General features: G+C 41.3%; 17 protein-coding genes and 1 pseudogene. 11 read left to right on the forward strand and 7 right to left on the reverse strand.

Features of this window, described 5'->3' with window-relative positions; translation table 11 throughout:
• Window positions 1-177: 177 nt before the first annotated feature.
• Complete coding sequence (gene lpxD, locus VB740_RS10970) at window positions 178-1260, forward strand: UDP-3-O-(3-hydroxymyristoyl)glucosamine N-acyltransferase (protein WP_323200035.1); 1083 nt, start codon at window positions 178-180, stop codon at window positions 1258-1260.
• A gap of 188 nt (window positions 1261-1448) precedes the next feature.
• On the opposite strand, the gene VB740_RS10975 is transcribed toward lpxD, so the two are convergent.
• Window positions 1449-2357, reverse strand: coding sequence for a CoB--CoM heterodisulfide reductase iron-sulfur subunit B family protein (locus tag VB740_RS10975; protein WP_323200036.1), 909 nt, complete (start codon window positions 2355-2357; stop codon window positions 1449-1451).
• 417 nt (window positions 2358-2774) lie between these two features.
• Between VB740_RS10975 and acpP the strand changes: the two genes are divergently transcribed.
• The 9 genes and pseudogenes from acpP (at window position 2775) to VB740_RS11020 (ending at window position 13360) form a co-directional block, all read left to right on the forward strand.
• Entirely contained in the window at window positions 2775-3029 is a 255-nt protein-coding gene (acpP, locus tag VB740_RS10980) for an acyl carrier protein (protein ID WP_323200037.1), read from the forward strand.
• 385 nt (window positions 3030-3414) lie between these two features.
• Complete coding sequence (gene fabF, locus VB740_RS10985) at window positions 3415-4665, forward strand: beta-ketoacyl-ACP synthase II (RefSeq protein ID WP_323200038.1); 1251 nt, start codon at window positions 3415-3417, stop codon at window positions 4663-4665.
• A 93-nt stretch (window positions 4666-4758) separates the two neighbouring features.
• Window positions 4759-4935: a hypothetical protein gene (locus tag VB740_RS10990; protein WP_323200039.1), complete on the forward strand. Its 177-nt coding sequence runs from the start codon at window positions 4759-4761 to the stop codon at window positions 4933-4935.
• Between the two features lie 54 nt (window positions 4936-4989).
• Window positions 4990-7017, forward strand: a complete 2028-nt coding sequence (gene tkt / locus VB740_RS10995) for a transketolase (protein ID WP_323200040.1) — start codon at window positions 4990-4992, stop codon at window positions 7015-7017.
• A 112-nt stretch (window positions 7018-7129) separates the two neighbouring features.
• On the forward strand, window positions 7130-7405 hold the full coding sequence (locus VB740_RS11000; RefSeq protein WP_323200041.1) for a hypothetical protein: 276 nt from the start codon (window positions 7130-7132) through the stop codon (window positions 7403-7405).
• Between the two features lie 158 nt (window positions 7406-7563).
• Window positions 7564-8565, forward strand: a complete 1002-nt coding sequence (locus VB740_RS11005) for an ATP-binding protein (protein WP_323200042.1) — start codon at window positions 7564-7566, stop codon at window positions 8563-8565.
• 28 nt (window positions 8566-8593) lie between these two features.
• Window positions 8594-11209 carry a S8 family peptidase gene (locus VB740_RS11010; RefSeq protein ID WP_323200043.1) on the forward strand — a complete coding sequence of 872 codons (2616 nt, stop codon included), beginning with the start codon at window positions 8594-8596 and terminating at the stop codon, window positions 11207-11209.
• A 133-nt stretch (window positions 11210-11342) separates the two neighbouring features.
• Window positions 11343-12464, forward strand: a pseudogene (locus VB740_RS11015) (IS630 family transposase).
• A 497-nt stretch (window positions 12465-12961) separates the two neighbouring features.
• Complete coding sequence (locus tag VB740_RS11020; RefSeq protein ID WP_323200044.1) at window positions 12962-13360, forward strand: hypothetical protein; 399 nt, start codon at window positions 12962-12964, stop codon at window positions 13358-13360.
• A gap of 213 nt (window positions 13361-13573) precedes the next feature.
• Here the strand turns inward: VB740_RS11020 and VB740_RS11025 are convergent, their stop codons facing one another.
• From VB740_RS11025 to VB740_RS11040, 4 genes are all read right to left on the reverse strand, one after another.
• On the reverse strand, window positions 13574-13765 hold the full coding sequence (locus tag VB740_RS11025) for a hypothetical protein (RefSeq protein ID WP_118167650.1): 192 nt from the start codon (window positions 13763-13765) through the stop codon (window positions 13574-13576).
• A 397-nt stretch (window positions 13766-14162) separates the two neighbouring features.
• On the reverse strand, window positions 14163-14306 hold the full coding sequence (locus tag VB740_RS11030; protein WP_323200045.1) for a hypothetical protein: 144 nt from the start codon (window positions 14304-14306) through the stop codon (window positions 14163-14165).
• Window positions 14296-15840 carry a hypothetical protein gene (locus VB740_RS11035; protein WP_323200046.1) on the reverse strand — a complete coding sequence of 515 codons (1545 nt, stop codon included), beginning with the start codon at window positions 15838-15840 and terminating at the stop codon, window positions 14296-14298. Before VB740_RS11035 ends, VB740_RS11030 begins: the two co-directional genes overlap by 11 nt.
• 71 nt (window positions 15841-15911) lie before the next feature.
• The gene (locus VB740_RS11040; protein WP_323200047.1) at window positions 15912-16514 is read right to left on the reverse strand and encodes a DUF3318 domain-containing protein; all 603 of its coding nucleotides are present in this window, start codon (window positions 16512-16514) and stop codon (window positions 15912-15914) included.
• Window positions 16515-16746: 232 nt separating this feature from the next.
• Here VB740_RS11040 and VB740_RS11045 point away from each other — a divergent pair, with 232 nt between their 5' ends.
• The gene (locus VB740_RS11045) at window positions 16747-16998 is read left to right on the forward strand and encodes a hypothetical protein (protein ID WP_323200048.1); all 252 of its coding nucleotides are present in this window, start codon (window positions 16747-16749) and stop codon (window positions 16996-16998) included.
• A 75-nt stretch (window positions 16999-17073) separates the two neighbouring features.
• On the opposite strand, the gene VB740_RS11050 is transcribed toward VB740_RS11045, so the two are convergent.
• Complete coding sequence (locus tag VB740_RS11050) at window positions 17074-18705, reverse strand: iron uptake porin (RefSeq protein WP_323200049.1); 1632 nt, start codon at window positions 18703-18705, stop codon at window positions 17074-17076.
• A gap of 132 nt (window positions 18706-18837) precedes the next feature.
• Window positions 18838-19467 carry a Crp/Fnr family transcriptional regulator gene (locus tag VB740_RS11055; RefSeq protein ID WP_323200050.1) on the reverse strand — a complete coding sequence of 210 codons (630 nt, stop codon included), beginning with the start codon at window positions 19465-19467 and terminating at the stop codon, window positions 18838-18840.
• Between the last annotated feature and the right edge of the window lie 383 nt (window positions 19468-19850).

Below are 19850 nucleotides of genomic sequence, written 5' to 3' on the forward strand. Positions count from 1 at the left end.
TTATCCCCAGAGGGGGCCCCACCTTCCCCTTTTCCCCTTAACCGACAAGTATTGAGACCCAAAGGGGCTTCCCACAGCGTAACCCAACTATGGTTTTTGACGCTAACTGAACCTTAATGGAGCATAAAGAGGGAAAATTGTCTTGCCATTGTAGATCAATGTTTAATACACCCAACAATGAAATTCAGTGAAATCCTCCGCCAATTTGGTGATGCCGCTACCAATCATAGCTTGACTAGTAACCCTGACCATGACCCAGAAATTATAGGGGTGGCAGCTATTGATGAGGCTACCATCGGTACTCTCAGCTACGTAGAAGGGGCAAAATTTGGGTCTTTTATCGGTAAGACTGATGCTAGTGCTTTAATTTTGCCCCAGGACGAAAAATTACAGGTGCTTGCACAAGAGAACGGTATTGTCTGGATAGCGACCTCAGATCCGCGACTGTTGTTTGCCAAAGCGATCGCACTTTTTTACCAACCATATCGCCCTATCCCAGAAATTCATCCCACTGCTGTGATCCACTCCACGGCAAAAGTTGGTAGTGATGTTTATATTGGCCCCCATGCCGTGATTCAGCAAGGGGTGGAAATTGGCGATGGCGCAATTATTCATCCCAATGTGGTGGTTTATCCAGATGCCAAAATAGGCGATCGCACCACCTTACACGCCAACTGTACCATCCACGAACGCACCTGCATTGGTGCAGATTGTGTGATTCACAGTGGTGCTGTCATCGGTGCAGAAGGCTTTGGTTTTGTTCCTACCCGGACTGGCTGGTTCAAAATGGAACAATCTGGCTACACTGTCTTAGAAGATGGGGTGGAAGTTGGCTGCAACAGTGGCATTGACCGCCCAGCCGTTGGAGAAACAAGGGTAGGTCGCAATACAGTAATTGATAACTTAGTGCAAATAGGTCACGGTTGCCAAATCGGTTCTGGCTGTGCGATCGCAGGTCAGGTTGGCATGGCGGGGGGTGTTAAACTGGGAAATCGCGTTATTTTAGCTGGACAAACAGGAATAGCCAATCAAGTGAAGATGGGAGATGGGGCGATGACATCTGCTCAAGCTGGAATTCACAGCGATGTTGCACCAGGAGAAGTTGTCTGCGGAACTCCAGCCATTCCTTATAAGCTGTATCTCAAGGTATGTGCTGTTTATAGCCGCCTGCCAGATATGTATCAATCGCTAAAACAATTACAACGTAAATTCAAAGATAGCCCTGGCGACCCCGTTGGGGAAGTCAAAAGTCAAAAGTAAAAAGTCAAAAGTACTATGGAATAAGCTGTTTAGGGCTTTTCAATGGTCTGCTTATTTACGCAATCCTGTACTAGCCCTTTCAAGGTGACTTGTAAAATCTCTTCTTTTTTCTCGGCGCTCTCTGTGCCTCTGCGGTTTAAAAGTAATTTATTTAACCACAGAGGCGCAGAGAACACAGAGTAAAGAGCTTAATAAAATCCTAACTTTTCTAGCACTGGCTTGGTGGAAACAACGTGGCGTTCTAAACCCAGTTCTTTTGGACTAACCCCAAGTGCCAAAGCAATCAACTGAGATAAATGCAACACTGGTAAACCTAGCTTCTGTTCAATAACCTTTTCTACCTCTGGCTGACGCGAATCTAAATTTAAGTGGCATAGTGGGCAAGGTGTAACTATACAGTCAGCACCAGAACTCAAAGCGTCTTGAATATGCATCCCCGCCATTTTGAAAGATTGGGTAGTGGCATAGCTAGCAAGGGGCCAACCACAACATTGCGTCCGGCCTCGATAATAAATTGGTGTTGCACCCACCGCCCGAAACATATTTTCCATCGCTTCCGGTTGGAACGGGTCGTCATAAGGCATAGATTTTTGGGCACGGAGGAGATAGCAGCCATAAAAAGCCGCGCATTTTAATCCACTTAACTTCCGGGTGACACGTTTGGTAATTTCCTCCAAACCGTAATCTGTTACCAAGGCGTAGAGGAGATGTTTAACATCGGTACTGCCGCGATAAGGCGAACAGCCTTCTTTATGCAGCAAGCCATTAACCTGTTCAATGTAGGCAGGGTCAGATGTTTGGCATTCTTTCAGGTGTTCATTTACATGACCGATAACACCTTGACAAGTGCTGCAATGGGTAAGTAGGGGGAGATTTAATTCTTCTGCTAGGGCAATATTTCTGGCGTTGACTGTATCTTCTAGCAGTTTAGAATCTTCTTTAAATGTGCCAGAACCACAGCAAGCAGCTTTTTTAAGTTCAATCAGTTCAATACCCAATGCTTGGGTAAGCGCTTGAGTTGACTGGTAAAGTTCCCGACAAGCTCCTTGGGCAACACAGCCAGGGAAGTAAGCGTATTTCAGGGTGTGAGGTAGCATAGAGATATGTTTGGGTTAGAGCGATCGCTCTAAACAATAACTGTTTTATCATCCCTTGTTAGCACCGAAGTTCTGATGTTTGACGTTCAGCGACCTTTTAAACATCTAGGTTCAAAGCCGCAGCGTCTACATATTCTCATTGCTAGCAAGGCTTTAAATACTGATCGAGACATTGTAAAAAAAATTAGCAATAATTAGGCAACCGAAGCATTTACATGTATCGACGATGGCGTAGCCCGCTCCACTACTCAAGTGTTCCCAGAAAACTTACCCTATTTTTTTTAAAGAAAGGTTTTTTAACAGAAAAACCCTTGGCAGTATACGGGCGATCACGCTTGACGATAAGATGTATATGCTCAAAACAATGTCTCCTCTAAAGAGTAGATCCTAGCAACTGGTTAAGGACTTTTAGTATTTATGAGCCAAACGGAACTTTTTGATAAGGTCAAGAAAATCGTCGCCGAACAACTGAGTGTTGACGACGCTGCCAAAATCACACCCCAATCCAAATTTATGGACGATCTAGGAGCAGACTCCTTAGATACCGTTGAACTAGTGATGGCTTTGGAAGAAGAATTTGATATCGAAATTCCCGACGAAGCTGCCGAGCAGATTTTAACGGTTCAAGACGCAGTAGATTACATCAATAACAAAGTTACCGCATCAGCTTAATTGGGGATTGGGGATTGGGGAGATTTTTCTTTTTACCTAGTCACCCTTCTCGTGATGGAAACGCTCTTGCGTTCGGGTGACGCTCCTAACGTCGCTAACGCCAGTTGATCAATGGGGCAGCACTTCTCCTAAAGGAGACGCTACGTGTAGCTTGCTTCCCCGTAGGGTACTGGTATCCTACGGCAGGCGCTAGCCTCTCACGAATGGGAGAAGGGAAGACGCCAAAGGCGAACGAGCGTCTGGGGTTTCCCGAAGTGGAGGAGCTGGCGTGTCTCCTAAAGTGATCTTGTAGCGTGGAAACCCCCAACACCACACTGGTTCACCATTACCTACTCGCTAACCCAAATTTTTTGCCTGCTGCTTTTTCGCCATTTTTAACTGAATCATGACAGATCATACACGTAAACGCGTTGTTGTAACTGGTGTTGGCGCAATTACACCTATAGGTAACACAGCAACAGAATATTGGGACGGATTATTAAGTGGACGCAATGGCATTGACTACATCACATTTTTTGATGCGTCTCGCCATGATTGCCGCATTGCTGGTGAGGTGAAAAACTTCGATCCACATGATTACTTGGAGCGCAAAGAGGCCAAGCGCATGGATCGATTTTCCCAATTTGGGGTTGCGGCAGCAAAACAGGCTCTATCTAACGCGCAGTTAGTGATTAATGACCTGAATGCAGAACAGGTAGGTGTCATGATCGGTTCTGGCGTTGGTGGCATTAAGGTACTAGAAGATCAGCAAACTATCTACCTCAACCGTGGGCCCGATCGCTGTAGTCCATTCATGATACCGATGATGATTGCCAATATGGCTGCGGGATTAACGGCAATTCACACAGGTGCTAAAGGGCCAAACTCCTGTCCTGTAACTGCTTGCGCCGCTGGTTCCAACGCTGTAGGCGATGCTTTTCGCTTAATTCAAGGGGGATATGCCCAGGCGATGATTTGCGGAGGAACAGAGGCAGCTGTGACACCATTATCGATGGCTGGGTTTGCCGCCTGCAAAGCCCTTTCTTTCCGTAATGACGATCCGGCTCATGCTTGCCGTCCCTTTGACCGCGATCGCGATGGATTTGTCTTGGGTGAAGGTTCAGGAATTTTAATTCTAGAAGAACTCCAACACGCCCTAAGTCGCGGCGCTCACATTTATGCCGAAATGATCGGCTATGGTATGACTTGTGACGCCTACCATATCACTTCCCCTGTCCCTGGTGGACTAGGAGCCGCTAGAGCGATAGAATTAGCGCTCAAAGATGCCGGCATAACTCCCGAAGAAATTAGCTATATTAATGCCCACGGCACTAGTACCCCAGCTAATGATTCAACTGAAACTTCAGCAATCAAAAAAGCCTTGGGAGAACATGCTTATAAGGTGGCAATTAGCTCCACCAAATCGATGACAGGTCATTTATTAGGCGGTTCTGGAGGTATTGAAGCAGTCGCAACAGTATTGGCGATCGCTAATGACCAAATTCCACCGACAATCAATCTAGAAAATCCTGATCCAGAGTGTGACTTAGATTACGTGCCTAACTATAGCCGCGCTCAAAAAGTCGAGGTGGCAATATCCAATTCTTTTGGGTTCGGCGGTCATAATGTCACACTGGCCTTTAAGAAATACGTTTAAAAGAAGGCAGGAGGCAGGAGGCAGGAGGCAGGGAAGCAGGGAGCAGGGGGATGAGGGAGTGAGGGAAGAATTATAACCAATGCCCCATGCCCCATGCCCAATGCCCAATGCCCAATGCCCAAAGTATCAGAAATATCATTCCGATATAAAGTAAGCGTTCAACATGACCCAATTATCAGCTTGATTTATCACCATAAACTCAGGAGATCCCGCTTGTCGATGGACAAGCGGGAATGGGATGATGAGGATACTGTGGGGAATCTAAAATAACCCCAGCAAGAGAAGCTACGAAGAGTGCTAACCCGTCGTTAAAAACAAGAGATTATGACTGTTGCAACCCAATCTGCCAAAGAATTGTCCGTCGAAGAACTGGCTATTAACTCGATCCGCTTCTTGGCTGTTGATGCCGTAGAAAAAGCAAAATCGGGACACCCAGGACTACCAATGGGCGCGGCTCCAATGGCTTTTGTCCTCTGGGATCGCTTCATGAAGTTTAATCCCAAGAATCCCAAATGGTTTAACCGCGATCGCTTTGTCTTGTCTGCCGGTCATGGCTCGATGTTGCTGTACGCCCTGCTGTACCTTACAGGCTACGATAGCGTCACCATTGAAGATATCAAACAATTCCGTCAATGGGAATCCAAAACCCCTGGACACCCCGAAAACTTCATGACCCCAGGCGTGGAAGTTACAACTGGCCCCTTGGGTCAAGGAATTGCTAATGGAGTTGGTTTAGCGATCGCCGAAGCGCACCTTGCCGCTAAATATAACAAACCCGATACCAAGATTGTTGACCATTACACCTACGTAATTTTAGGTGACGGTTGCAACATGGAAGGGATTTCCGGTGAAGCTTGTTCTTTTGCAGGACACTTGGGATTAGGCAAACTCATCGCTCTGTACGACGACAACCACATCTCCATTGACGGTTCCACAGATGTGGCATTCACCGAAGATGTTTCCAAGCGCTTTGAAGCTTACGGTTGGCACGTTTTGCATGTTGAGAACGGTAATACCGATTTAGAAGCGATCGCCAAAGCAATTGAAGAAGCTAAATCTGTCACCGATAAACCATCAATGATTAAGGTGACAACCACCATCGGTTACGGTTCCCCCAACAAACAAAACACTGCTGGTATTCACGGTGCTGCTTTGGGTGGAGACGAAATAGCATTAACTCGGAAAAATTTGGGTTGGGAATACGAGCCTTTTGATGTTCCCCAAGATGCTCTCAACCACACACGCAAAGCAGTCGAACGCGGCGCAGGTTACGAAACCGAATGGAACAAAACATTTGCCGACTACAAAGCTAAGTATCCTCAAGAAGCGGCTGAGTTTGAACGCTACGTTAGCAGCAAACTACCCGACGGTTGGGATAAAGTACTACCCACCTACACCCCCGAAGATAAAGGATTGCCCACCCGCAAACACTCAGAAACCTGCCTCAACAAACTAGCGGCAGTTTTGCCTGAATTGATTGGTGGTTCGGCTGACTTAACCCACTCCAACTTAACCGAAATCAAGGGCAAGGGCGACTTCCAAAAAGGGCACTACGAAAACCCCAACATCCACTTTGGGGTGCGGGAACATGCTATGGGCGCAATCTGTAATGGTATAGCGCTACACACTTCGGGATTAATTCCCTACGGTGCTACCTTCTTGATCTTCACAGATTATATGCGTGCTGCCATCCGCTTATCCGCCCTTTCTCAAGCTGGCGCGATTTGGGTGATGACTCACGATTCCATTGGACAAGGTGAAGATGGCCCAACACACCAACCCATTGAAACTCTCGCTTCCTTGCGAGCCATTCCTAATTTAACCGTGTTCCGTCCCGCAGACGGTAACGAAACCTCTGGCGCTTATAAAATAGCGATCGAGCAAGCGAAGCAAAACGCTCCGTCTCTGTTGGCGTTCACCCGTCAAAACGTTCCAAACTTGGCAGGTACATCAGTTGAGGGTGTGGCTAAGGGTGGATACACCGTTGTTGATAGCGAAGGTACGCCTGATATTATCTTGATTGGTACTGGTTCAGAATTGAGCCTCGCCGTTGGCGCAGCCGAAAAACTCAAGGCTGAAGGTAAGAAAGTTCGTGTCGTCTCGCTACCTTCATGGGAATTGTTTGAAGCACAGGATGCGGCTTATAAAGAGTCCATTCTGCCGAAAGCTGTCACCAAGCGTTTGTCTGTAGAAGCTGCTAGCAGTTTCGGTTGGCACAAATATGTGGGTACTGAAGGCGATTGCGTTAGTATCGATCGCTTTGGTGCTTCTGCTCCAGGTGGTGTTTGTTTAGAGAAGTTTGGTTTTAGCGTTGATAATGTATTAGCTAAAGCTAAACAATTGTTGGGTTAATAGCAACAGAATATTCTCAAAATCTTGTGGGGTGGGCTGAAAGGCCCGCCTTTTTTATGTAAAGAAAGATTAGCTATAATTGGAGTAATAACTTACTAATTGGGAGGAAGTTATGCAGGGAGTTTCTGAGGAAAGAGACGTACTTCTAGCCCGGATAACAAAAATTGTAGAACATTTGATGCAAAAGGATAGTAGCTATCAGTATTATCTAGATAAAGATAAAGCCATTAAAATGATATTTAAATACTATTCTGAGAAAGTTTCTATGGAGGAACTAAAAGCTATGTCTGATTTCAGATTAACAGGGTTTGTTGAGGGAGATATGATGACTTTGTTATTGATTGAAGGGGAAGATGATATAGACCTTAAAGCAATGTCTTATGTTTAGATATAGTAAATTCCTAAGCATAAGAATGATTTATTGTTACATAACTTAATATAATGATTAGAAACAAGCCGATTGCGTTATAATTTATAACGCACTATACTTTTATAGTACAATAGTACTAAACTAGTCTAAAATTACTATTTATACTGAGAGGCAGTATGAAAGCAGAGCTTCTCAAGAGATTTTTTAGAGCGATCGCTAGTTCAGATCAAGAAGCGATTGATAAGCTGACATATTTAGTCATTGAGGAAGAACGCAGTAAGGGACATACTCTCTTAGCTGACCAGTTAGAGAATATCACTAAAAAAAGCCAGAAAGAGAAGCCTACTAACATCAGCAAACCTGCTTTTTCAATACCAGAAAAATTACAGACATTCACTGAATTATCAACCAGTAAGCGATTTAATCTTCCCTTAGTAACTATCATACCAAGGGATCATTTGCGGCATCACATGGTGTTGCCAATAAATATTGAAAAACGTTTCTGTCGAATTGAACGCGAGTATGCGGCAAGAGACAGGCTTGCTCATCATGGATTGCGTTACAGACAAAAAATTCTTTTATATGGGCCTCCTGGGTGTGGAAAGACACTAGGAGCAGAACGTTTAGCTTGGAATACAGGTTTACCACTCTTGAAAGTTCGGTTTGATGCAATGGTGTCGTCTTTTTTAGGAGAAACTGCCAGCAATTTAAGACTTGTATTTGAGGATGCCTCAAAAAGTCCATGTTTATTGTTTCTTGATGAATGTGACTCAATTGCTAAGACACGAGAAGACTCTCAAGAAGTAGGAGAAATTAAGCGAGTAGTCAATACATTTCTTCAAATTTTGGATGAGTATCAACCCTCTTCAGGGCTTTTAGTAGCAGCAACGAATTTGAATAAATCTCTGGATACTGCTCTTTGGAGAAGATTTGATGATTTGATCGCAGTACCCAAACCCGGAGAACAGGAGCTAGAATTTATACTAAAGGAAACACTATCTGCAATTGAAGTGGGATCTATCAACTGGCCAAGGATCATTGAGCAGATGAGAGATTTTTCTGCGGCTCAAGCTGTGAGGGTTGCACAAGATGCAGCTAAAAGAGCAATTCTTGAGCGAGAGGAGCTAGTGATTCAAGAACACTTAGAAGAAGCGATCGCAGAAATCAAAGTTTTTTAGTATTAATTTTTGGTGTTCGGAGAAACAAATGGTTGAAGGTTCTCAGGGTTTTCCGCATATCCAGCTTAGGCTGACAACAGAAGGACGTGCTGCATCGCCACCAGGAGGAGGAAAAAAAAATCCTATAACAGTTGTTAATCTGGGTAATCGCCAGGGACATGGAGGTAAGCTTAAAGGTTCGGTTGACTCCTTGATATTTGAATGGCAAGAAACTCAAGAAGAACGAGAACAGGAAGAGAAGCCGCCACTTAAATCTCGACGTATTATCTTAGAAATTGATCCTGATTCTTTTAATCCAGATGGGTTGAAAGCATATGGTATTGAATTGATTGCTGATACAGAAGATGGATATATTATCGGAGCATCAGCAGATTTAGAACTTAGTGAACTACAAGAGAAAATAGAAAAATTTATTAATGAGCAGTATGGTGGTAATAAAGTTGCTGAAATTTGGGAAATAATAGATGGTAAAAAAAAGCCAGAATTGATTCTTTCTCCAAACTTATTTGCTGAATTATATGAGACATGGCTTGTTATAAAGGAAGAGCAGATATACACTGTTGATGTAGGTATTGCTTGTGTGGGAACCAAAACCAAGCTGCCTAATTATCCAAAACTCCAACCTAATGAAACTAATGATAATTTTACAACACGAGTTAATAAGTGGATTCAGAAACGTCAGTTAACGGAGCAAGAATGGGAAGGAATATCTTGGGAAAGGCAAGACGAATTTGAAGAGTTTATTCAATTTTATAAAGGCAATATTATCAAAGGTTTTCAAGATGATGGAGGTGAACTTGGTACAGCTACTTTGCCTGATAGCTTTTCATGTCGAATTCAAATTTCAGGTAAAGGTTTAAAAGATTTAGTTGAGAATTTCCCCTATATTTTTGATGTTAGTGAGCCAGATGAGTTTGCTGAAATTATTCAGCGACAAGACCTATCTAATATTAACTCTCCATCATTTCAACTAGAATCGCCAGACTTAAATGCTCCTAGAGTATGCGTTATAGATAGTGGTATTCAAGAAAGACATTCTCTGCTAAAAGCAGCAATTGATTCAAAAAACTCAAGGTCTTGGGTTCCAGGAGAAACTGATAAAACTCCAGACTATGTTAGCAATGGTGGACATGGAACAAGTGTCGCTGGTGCAATCCTTTATCCAAGAACTATACCTCGTAGTGGTAATGAAAAGGCTGTTTGCTGGATTCAAAATGCCAGAGTTCTTCAGGCTAACCGCAAACTACCTAAACAATTATTTCCACCGAATCTTCTGGGTGAGATTGTTGAATTTTATCAAGAACAAACAAGAACTAGAATTTTTAACCATTCTATTACTGGTTCTGTTCCCTGCCTAACCCGATATATGAGTGCTTGGGCATCATCTATTGATAATTTGACATGGCAAAGGGATATTCTATTTATTGTTGCAGCAGGAAATTTACCTCTCAACAGTAGAATTGGCTTTACAAGATTATCTGTGAGAGAACATATAGTAGCAAATCGACAATATCCAGACTATTTATTAGAAGATTCATCCAGGATTGCTAACCCTGCACAAAGTTTTCAAGCTTTAACGGTTGGCTCTATTGCTTTGAATTATTATCATGCACCACCTTATTCTTCGATTGCAAAGAAAGATAGAACCTCAGCTTTTTCATGCTGCGGATTAGGAATTTGGGAGACGATTAAACCGGAAGTGGTTGAGTATGGTGGAGATTTAGTAACAGATGAAGGTATGCCACCAAACATCACCTTTCCTAAAGATGTTTGTCCCGAATTAGTACGGTCAACTTTGAACGGTGGCCCAGCAATTGGGGCTGATAAAGTTGGCACTTCCTTTGCAGCACCAAAAGTAAGCAATATTGCTGCACGTCTTGCAGCCGAGTTACCTAATGAGAGTTGCCTTCTTTACCGTGCATTAATAATACAATCAGCAAGATGGCCAGAATGGATAGTGGGATATGGTGGCGATAAACTGCACATTTTACGTCAAATTGGTTATGGTCTTCCCAATGTTGATCGTGCTTTGGGTAATGCTCCCAATAGAATCACTTTGATGACAACAGGAGAGCGCCGCATTGTAGCTAAACAAGCTCATATTTACCAAGTAAAACTGCCAGAAAAATTACGTTCTCAAGGAGAGGCATTTAAGATTCTTCTGGAGGTTACTTTATCATACAAAGCTCAACCACGTCGAACCCGTAGAAATCGTCGAAAATATCTTTCAACTTGGCTTGATTGGGAATGTAGTAAAAAAGGAGAAGATCCAGAACTTTTTAAAGCTAGAGTTTTGAAAGAGTTTGATGCTCCAGAAGATGCAGAGAAGGGAGAAGGTCTTTTTAAATGGATGCTCGGCAAACAAAATCATCACGGAATAATTAAAGGTGTATCTAGAAGTGCAGGAACCCTTCAAAAAGATTGGGCTGTTGTAAATTCATTTGAACTTACAGAAGCATTTTCCATTGCAGTTGTTGGACATGAAGGTTGGAATAATGATCCAGAAGCTAGCGTTCCATACTCTCTAATTGTGAGCTTTGAGGCCATACAAGCTGATATTCCAATTTATACGCCTTTTGTTGAAGCTCAAGTTGAAATAGAGATTCAACCCCCAATAGAAATTCAATCTATTGTAGTTAGCTGAGGCGATCGCAGCCCCGCAACCACCTATAAAAAATGCCGCTATCAAAATCTAGAATTACCCTGGTTGCGCTGGTGGAATAAGCTAATCGGCATTTAAGCTGCATAATATAAATGCAGAGCCGATTGAAAAAAGTATGCCACCACCAGCCAAAAACTTTTTAATTTTAGAACAAGTTACTCAGCTACAGCAGGCTCTTAAGGAGAGCGAACTACCGCACGTAAGGGAAATAATTTTAATTATTCTGCTCCAAAACGATGGCAAAACACAACAAGAAATTTCTAGATTTCTAGGTTGTTCGCCCAGAACTGTTGCTTATTGGTGTATGCATGGAGATCCAGATAACCTAGAAAGTTTACATAATAAACGAGAGTATGAGCATAACCGAAAAGCCACGCCTGAATATATTGAACTGTTATTAAAAACAGTTGATAGAGAACCATCAGATTTGGGTTATGAATTTGGTTGATGGACAGCAGAAAGATTAGCAACATATTTAACAGAACAAACAGGAATTGATTTAAGTAGTTCTCAAGTTAGGAGGATATTAAAGCGAAAAAAGTATAGTTATATTTGGGCTAAGTATGATTTAGAATCTAAACAAGATCCTCTAATTAGAGCAGAATTCCAAGAGAAGCTTGCCCAATATTTGACAATAGCAAGAGAGCAACCAGAGCGGATGCAGGTATGGAAATGGGCGTGAGAGTGGTTTCAGTTTACGTGTGATTCGCCGTAAAAATTGGGGTAAGCGAGGAAAACGCAAAAATCTTACAGGGCAACGTCGGCGTGGTCGGGTCAATGTTATGGGAGGAATCCGAGAAGGAGATCGGAAACGGGTATGTTTTTTTATTAAAAAAGGTGAGGGAGATATCTTTTATGAGCAGTTGCAGCAACTAAATAAATTAATTAAAGAAGAGTGGATCAGCTCTGGATTCAGCAACGATGATTTTCAGAAGATTGGCCCCAAGATTATTTTAATTTTAGATAATGCTAGTTTCCATAAACGTAAGGACATTCTCGCTAAAATCGCCCAGGAACTCCCTAACTTCGTATTAGAGTTTTTGCCTGCATATGTCCTGATTACAACATCATCGAATTAGTCTGGTATTCATGTAAGGAATACATTGCTCATCGTCTATTTCAATCAGTAGATGAGTTAAAGTCTTTACTCGATAGGCTATTGAACCAGGGTGAGCTAGCCATTAAGTGGCATCGAAATATAAAAAACAAGGGCAATAGTGCCTATGTTGCAATTTAAATGCCGATTAGCTTAATCAGGGTGATTTGCTACAAACAGGATAGGAGCGATCGCAGCAAGCAGAAGCGCGATCGCAACGCTTGGCTGCTAAACTAAGATAATTGAATATTAACTCCACTACTTATATTAGTTTACTTATTTTTTCAACTATCTTTAGATAGATAGAGTAAACAGTACACGATTGCTTATCAGAAATCGCTTGCTAGTACTGAAAAAATTAAACATTCTTTCATACCTAAAAATTTCCATTGCATCTTTAGTTCATTCTGCCAATGTGTAATCTTTAGTATCGCCTAATAAATCAGCAAGGCCTTCTAAAGACTTAATCTATATTCATGCTTTCAGGGGATGCAGTTATAACTTTATAAATGCGACTATTATCTATATGTCCTCAAACAATAGATAGTTGCTGTTGTCCGATTGAAAAAATATGATTTTCTCTAACTCCAGTAACTTCGACTTTATCCAATTGTTTGATGTTTTCAGAAGGTAACACAATGAATAATATCCTAAAGCGCACACTTCTACCCAGCCTCATGGCTGCAAGTTTAGCTGGTGTCACAATAGTTCCCGCTAAACCGGCTGCTGCTGATGACCAAGTATTAAGAGATGCAGGTATTGGGGCTGTTACCAATGTAGTCACCGGAGCAGTTAGAGGAAAGGGTAATGTATTAAACAATGCTGTAAGAGGTGGTGTCACTGGTGCAGCTGTTAATGGTGCAAATGGTCTGAGAAACAATCGCCGTAACCGGAGCGTTGTTCAAGATGTCGGAGTCGGTGCAGGCGCTAGCGCAGTAACTGGCGTAATTACTGGCAATGGCAAAGATACCCTTGGGAATGCTGTTGATGGTGCAGCTGTAGGTGCAGCAATCCATCTGCTAACCAATGGCAAATAATTCGTAAATCCATCAGCTAAAATACTTCCCAATTACTAACGGGTTGCACTTGTAAAGACTACGAACTTATCCTTCCCATAATTACTCTCCTCCTAAGATGAGAAAAACACAACCCCCTTTCCCTATAGTAGGGAAAGGGGGTTGGTGGGTTAGATTTATATTGGGATATATGCCACTATCAGATTCAGATGACTTTAAGCTTAATAGTAAACTCTAGCCCTTCAACGCCTTTCTAAAGTTTCGGCGATAGGATTGATTTGTAATAAACAAAGCTGGCCATAGTAAAGATAAACCAATGCGATTGGTCAAAGTTGGATTAAAATTAGTCCGCCCAAATCCATTCCAAAACTTCCAAACGCCGCCTCCGTAAACTACTATCAAGGCAAAAATAATAAAGTTACCCATTCCTATCAACTCCCTTAGTAACTGACAGAATTTAAGTTAAGTTTTACCACATGAGGTAAGCACTTCATAACCCAACACCGAGAAGGTATGACTAAACTCTTCAGTCTCTCTCGAACATCTAAGTTAGTTAAACACACATTCTCTTATTCCAGTGTAGATTAGCCTCACCCATTGCAGCTACTTATCACTAGTTGCAAGCTAGCATCAAAGGACGTAAAAGCGTTATTTGCAGGGTAGGCAAGAGGCAAAAGGCAATAGGCAACAGTCAAAAAGGCTTTTTAATCTGTGCGGAGTTTTTTCAAAAATCAAATTGGCTAGAAGCTTGCCATACAAAGGTTTTTTTCTCAGTATACTTAGCAAGATTCAAGTATGATTCCTATATATAACAGTCAAGCCTTTAAGTTTCTAAGACAGAACAACACTGTAAAATGCCCAAGAAAGCAAGATTAGTTTCTTGCTGTGGCTTTTCTTTAGCTTGAAAATTCACTCCAATCTGCTTAAAAACTGCAAAAGTCTGTGGCACATCATACTTATACTTCATCTACCCAATAAAGATAATATTGTTCACTATCCACCCAGGCTCTCTCAAAATCTTTGATTGGAATAATTTTTAAATCATTGCGATTGACAGTCAGTTTGTTATTTAAAATCAGCAAAATTTTCTTTTGCTCATCTTGATTTTTGAGTAGAGAATTAATTTGGCTTAATATCTCAGCTTGTTCAACATCTTTACGACCGTTTTTAAATAGGGTAAAGCTTCCCATCTTTTGAAGCTCAGGATAGTAAAACTTTCTATTTAGATAACCCGATAAAGGAGCCATGTTTGCATCTCGACTAGCAACAATAAACTCATTATCTAAGCCAGTTTTTTTAATATATTGAGCTGTTTCCCGACTGGCAGAAAAGGGTACAACTAAATCTCTTGAGAAACTATAAATACCTCCCACAAACTGGGCATAAAGAATTATCATCAACGCAATATAATGCCATTTTTGAACAAATGTAATTGAATTTGGACGAATAGAAAACTTATTGAGTAAAACTAACGAGTCTTGATAATAACTTCCCAGCCATAAAGCCGCTATCATAACTAAATAAAAATGCCCAAAATGCCGAGGCATACCTGTAAATCTTAAGTAGGTAAAGGCAAATATTACACAATTACCTATAATGTAGAAAAAGAAAGGAACTGGTTTTTTAGATAATTTAATTAAGGTTAAAATTACAATGAATAAAGTAATTATTGCACAAACAATTAAATCCAGCCATTTTTTGTGTTGAGGAATAATTAATAAATAACTACCAAATATTCTACCTATACTTCTCAAGAAATGACGGATATCTAATTGCATTACCCAACCATTATTTAACCCACCGTGAAGATAACTGTCTGTTGGAGGACTAATAATATAAACCGATAAAATAAAAGAAAATGCGATAATTGCAATACTTAAAAATAAATCATATTTTTGACTTTGATTAAAATACTGCTGGCGATGTTCACTATCAAAACAAAATTCAGCTAGCAAAGTCAACGACAAAGAAAATGATACTAATAAACCATAAGCACTACTATTTGCTAGTAAACCTAATAAAATGGCCAAATAAAGATAAGTTATTTTTCTAGATGCAAAAATCGTACAAAAGGCAAAAGTAAACAACATGCTAAAGGCATAGTTTCGAGAAATTAAAAGATATTCGTAAAAAGGAAAGAATCCAAATGAGAACAGAAACTTTTGTTGATAGTTAAAAGGGCTATATAGGCAAAAAAGAGTCACCGAAACAACAGTAATTGCCAAATGAAAAATTTGCATAATAATAGGATTATCGACTATTTTTCTCAAAATTTCCAGAGAAAAATACCATAGAAGAGGATGACCTTCATAACGAATATTTGCAATTAAATTTCCCAAAGAATCACTATCTCTAACAATAAGCCAGGGATTTACCTCATCTCGCCACATCGAATGGTTGAGAATACCTATTAAACCAAGAACAGCAAAAAGAATGATAATAAACCAAGGAGATTTAAAAGGTAATCTTGAAGTATATTTAATGATGTTTTTATTTGGCATTATTATTTAAAAATGAAACTTATTTGGATCAAAAATTTTGCTACATCTGACTGCTAAATTCTGACTCATTTCTACTTATAACTTTCTGGCATACCTACTGCTGACAAACCCGCGATCGCTCGTAAGTTTTGGCAACGAATCAACTCGGTAAAATTTAAACTGGCACGCCCTTCAATTTTGGCTACCGCTTCAATTGCAGATAACAGGTGCTGTGCTGCTTCAGCTTCGGAATAACCACGCCGTTGTGCTACGCGAATTGCTGCTGCATCGGCATTTAACTCTGACTCTTGAGATTTATTAGTACGCCAGATCCGAAAAGCAGCGATCGCACTTAATCCCCCAGCTACGGCTACACCGACCACATCTGACTGTGCTGCTTCTAATAATCCGCCTAACAGCCCAGCCAGCACCACACCTTGATAAATGTCGGGTTTAAACCACTTTACCCCCGTTAACCAACTAACCATCTGCAACAGCAGCAAGTCTCGTTGCGGTTTCGGCAAGCGACGCCACAAATCAAAATTAATATATATCGGTCGCGCCTGATTCCAGGGTTGGGGAAAGGAGGCGTCAATCACTTTTGCCTGTTCCGGCTTACTAACGATTTTTGTCGTCATCCGACCAGAAGCAGGCATCACATCTAACAAACGGCGAATTTCAATATTTGGCTCCATAAATGTAATTATTAGCCATAATGTGCATCGTAACTAGGTGTGTAAAAAATAAACTTTTTGTGTTAACCTTTGATTTGTGAGATGCTCTCACGGTCTTGAATAGATTCAGGTCAAGCCATAAGAATATTGATTAAGCAGTTTGATAGTGTGACGGGATTTGATACAACTTGTTTGCCGCCAAATTCAAAACCTCAAAGTTTTGAATCACAATTGAGACTACACTTGTAACTACATGGATGCTTTTGCTCCCCTCCCGCCTGAATGGACGAATAAGGCAGTACATGCCTATGATTTTTGCTGTCCTAACTGCCACTCAACTAGCCGAGAAGCTGAAAAAGTTTGGCTAAATCGGCGATCGCCTGTACTTACAGAAGACCGTCGTCGCAAATGGCAAGAGTTTTACTACTGTCACTGTGGTTCTGTGTGGTGGGCTTGGAGTAGCGATCGCCCTTCAAAAGATATTACGACGGTTCCCTTAGATTGAAAAATCTAAACAAAAGCCCACCTCAAAGGTGGGCTTTTGTTTATCTAATTCTGAGCGTTATTTCTCATCACTGATTTAGAAGGAGAAAGTAGTACGCAGAGTACCAACATAGACGGTATCGTTAGCATCGTTGTGTTCAGGATTGAAAATCACCAACAAACCAGGGGTAATGGCAATATTATCGCTGACCTTTAGGCGATAAAGAGCTTCTGCGTGATAAGAGGTGTCTATATCCTCTTGCTCTACACCACCGGGAGCGAATTCACTGCTAGTTACTCTGGGTGATTGGCCAAAGATCAAGCCAAGCAAGCTGCCTTCTCTGCCAAAGTCCTTAATACCAAGAGTAGCAGCCCAGTAAAACACATCTGCACTCTGTCCGGCAGCAACTCCAGTTCTAGCTTCCACATTACTGAAGCCTGCCCAACCGCCAATAGTTAACTTAGAGCTAGGTCTAAAGTTAGCCTGTACACCGTAATGATTGGAATCAGTACGACCACCTTCAAATGGATCATTGGCTAGGGAACTACCTGTACTTCCGAAGACGTTGGGATCTTCTTGGTAACTGCGAGCATAGGTCAGACCAACGTTCAAGGCTTGATTTGGCTGGAAAGCTAATTGACCTAAAATGGTACTATCACCATTGAATAGTCCGTTATTCAGATCAGGATCGAGACCACTGGTAGTAGGACTGTTAGCATCGTTGGATAGATAAGCAGCAGACAAGCTGATAGCACCTTTAGGATTGAGGGTAACAGTCAAGCCAGCACCACCAGAACCAGGTCGGTAAATTGGGCTGAAACGTCCATAGCGAGAAATAGCGCCGCTACCAGAACTAGCAAAGTCAGGGTTGAAATTGTTGATATTTTCGTATACTTCAGCACCAGTAACATCAACTTTTACACGTGCTGCACTACCAAAGTTGAAAGCGTAGTTAACTTTATCGATTTCAACGCTGTTGCCGGTATTTCCATCAAAACCCAACCGGGTCATATTGGTACCGGTTACAACAGAATTGGAAACAATATTTGCAGCATTCAACCGAATTTGCAATCGGTCTGTACCAGTGAAGCTGCTATACAAATTTAAACGAACGCGGTTAGAGAAAACTGTGTTGCTATCTAAATTGGGAAGATTGCCAGCGTCATCATCATCATTTCCACCAAAAACATCAGACACGTTGAAAATTGCTTCCCCAACCAGTTTAGTGGTAGTAGAGAACTGGTTCGCTTCCAACTCAGCAGTGCGAGCTTCTACCGCATCAACACGACCGCGCAGAGTTGCTAGTTCAGCAGAATATTCTTCTTGTAAGCGCTGTAAAGTAGCTAGGTCTTGTTTGCTGACCAAATCGGCAGTAGCTGTAGCAATCAATTCGTTAACCCGGTCTAAACAGGCATTCAAACCTGCGGCAAATTCATAACGGGTTAAAGCACGATTACCACGATAGGTACTGTTGGGATAACCTGCAATACAGCCGTAGCGCTCAACTAGAGATTGTAAAGCTTGGAATGCCCAATCTGTGGGCTGCACATCTGAAAACTGAGAAACTGATGTTACCTGACTCATGTTGTTATCTTGAGTTTCAGATAACTGAGCAACATTTGTTACTTGTTCGTTGACTTCAGCAGCTAAGGCGCTATTGGCAGCGAAAAATGTCGCAGCTACAACAACCGGGCTAACCTTAATAAGATTCCAGAATCCTTTTGTCATGTTTTTACTCTCACTCACACCTACATAATCTATCCTTAATAAAATGCTTATAGCACTTTATTTTCGGGAATTATACACACAATCACAGCGATGATTATACCTTATAACCTGTGATTATTACAAGCAAGTCAATTAATATACTGCTGAACCATAGGTTTTAATTAATTTATTTGGTAGTCGCAAAATAATGCGGCGCTTATGACGTAAAACTGTTCCTTCTTCTTCCAACTGTTGGAGGAGCCGAGTAACTGTTACCCGCGTGGTATTTAACACTTCAGCAATATCTTGATGGGTAACATTTAGATCAATTAGCTTACCCTTATCTATGTCACGTCCAAATTTTTCACTTAACCACACCAGAAACTGCCATAAACGTAGCGAAATTGGTTTTCGATGCACAATACTTAATAGATCCTCTGCCTGTTGAATGTGAGACAACAAAGCATTAATATCTTGATGCCACAAATGAGGTGGTACAATGCTTACTTCTACGCAAGTGAGACATTCAATCTGGTAGGGCTTGACCCTAGACAAAGGATAACCAATCAGATCCCCTAGTCCCCAATAACCGAGAGTGATGAATGCTCCATCTTCACCCCATGTTAATGTACGAACAGCACCATGTTCAATGCGCCAAAGTACGTCATTGTCAGGTGGAATTACTTCCCGACGGGTAAATATCTGCTGGGGTAATTGTATGCTGAAAGCAGAGGTATTTGACACGGCAGAAGATTTTGAAATAGGACTTGTGGAATACATCATTAACTGTAACTACATAATTATCAGGGAATCTTGCTATTTACAATGATTAAGAAACTCTAATAATTTGTACCAAAATTTATCTGTATATCTGAAAGTCTATTTTTATCAATGATAGTTAGGGACTAACTCCAAACCTTCGGATGAAAACAACTTCTGATTTAACGTATCTATAAGTTAGATAGACCCAGAATTTTTTACTTGTTTATCCGTTACTTTAATTGTGCAAGTTTAAGAAAAGGTAATCTTTTAGTAAAATATTTAGTTAACTTATTTTATTTGGTATTTTCTTTAGACTAAGTAAGTATGTAAGCGTATTTCTAGCGATTTTAACCCGTATTTCTTCTAAGAAACTTCTTGTGCTGTGGGATTAACGATTAAATCGC

Source organism: Nostoc sp. UHCC 0251 (assembly GCF_034932245.1).
Lineage (GTDB): Bacteria > Cyanobacteriota > Cyanobacteriia > Cyanobacteriales > Nostocaceae > Nostoc.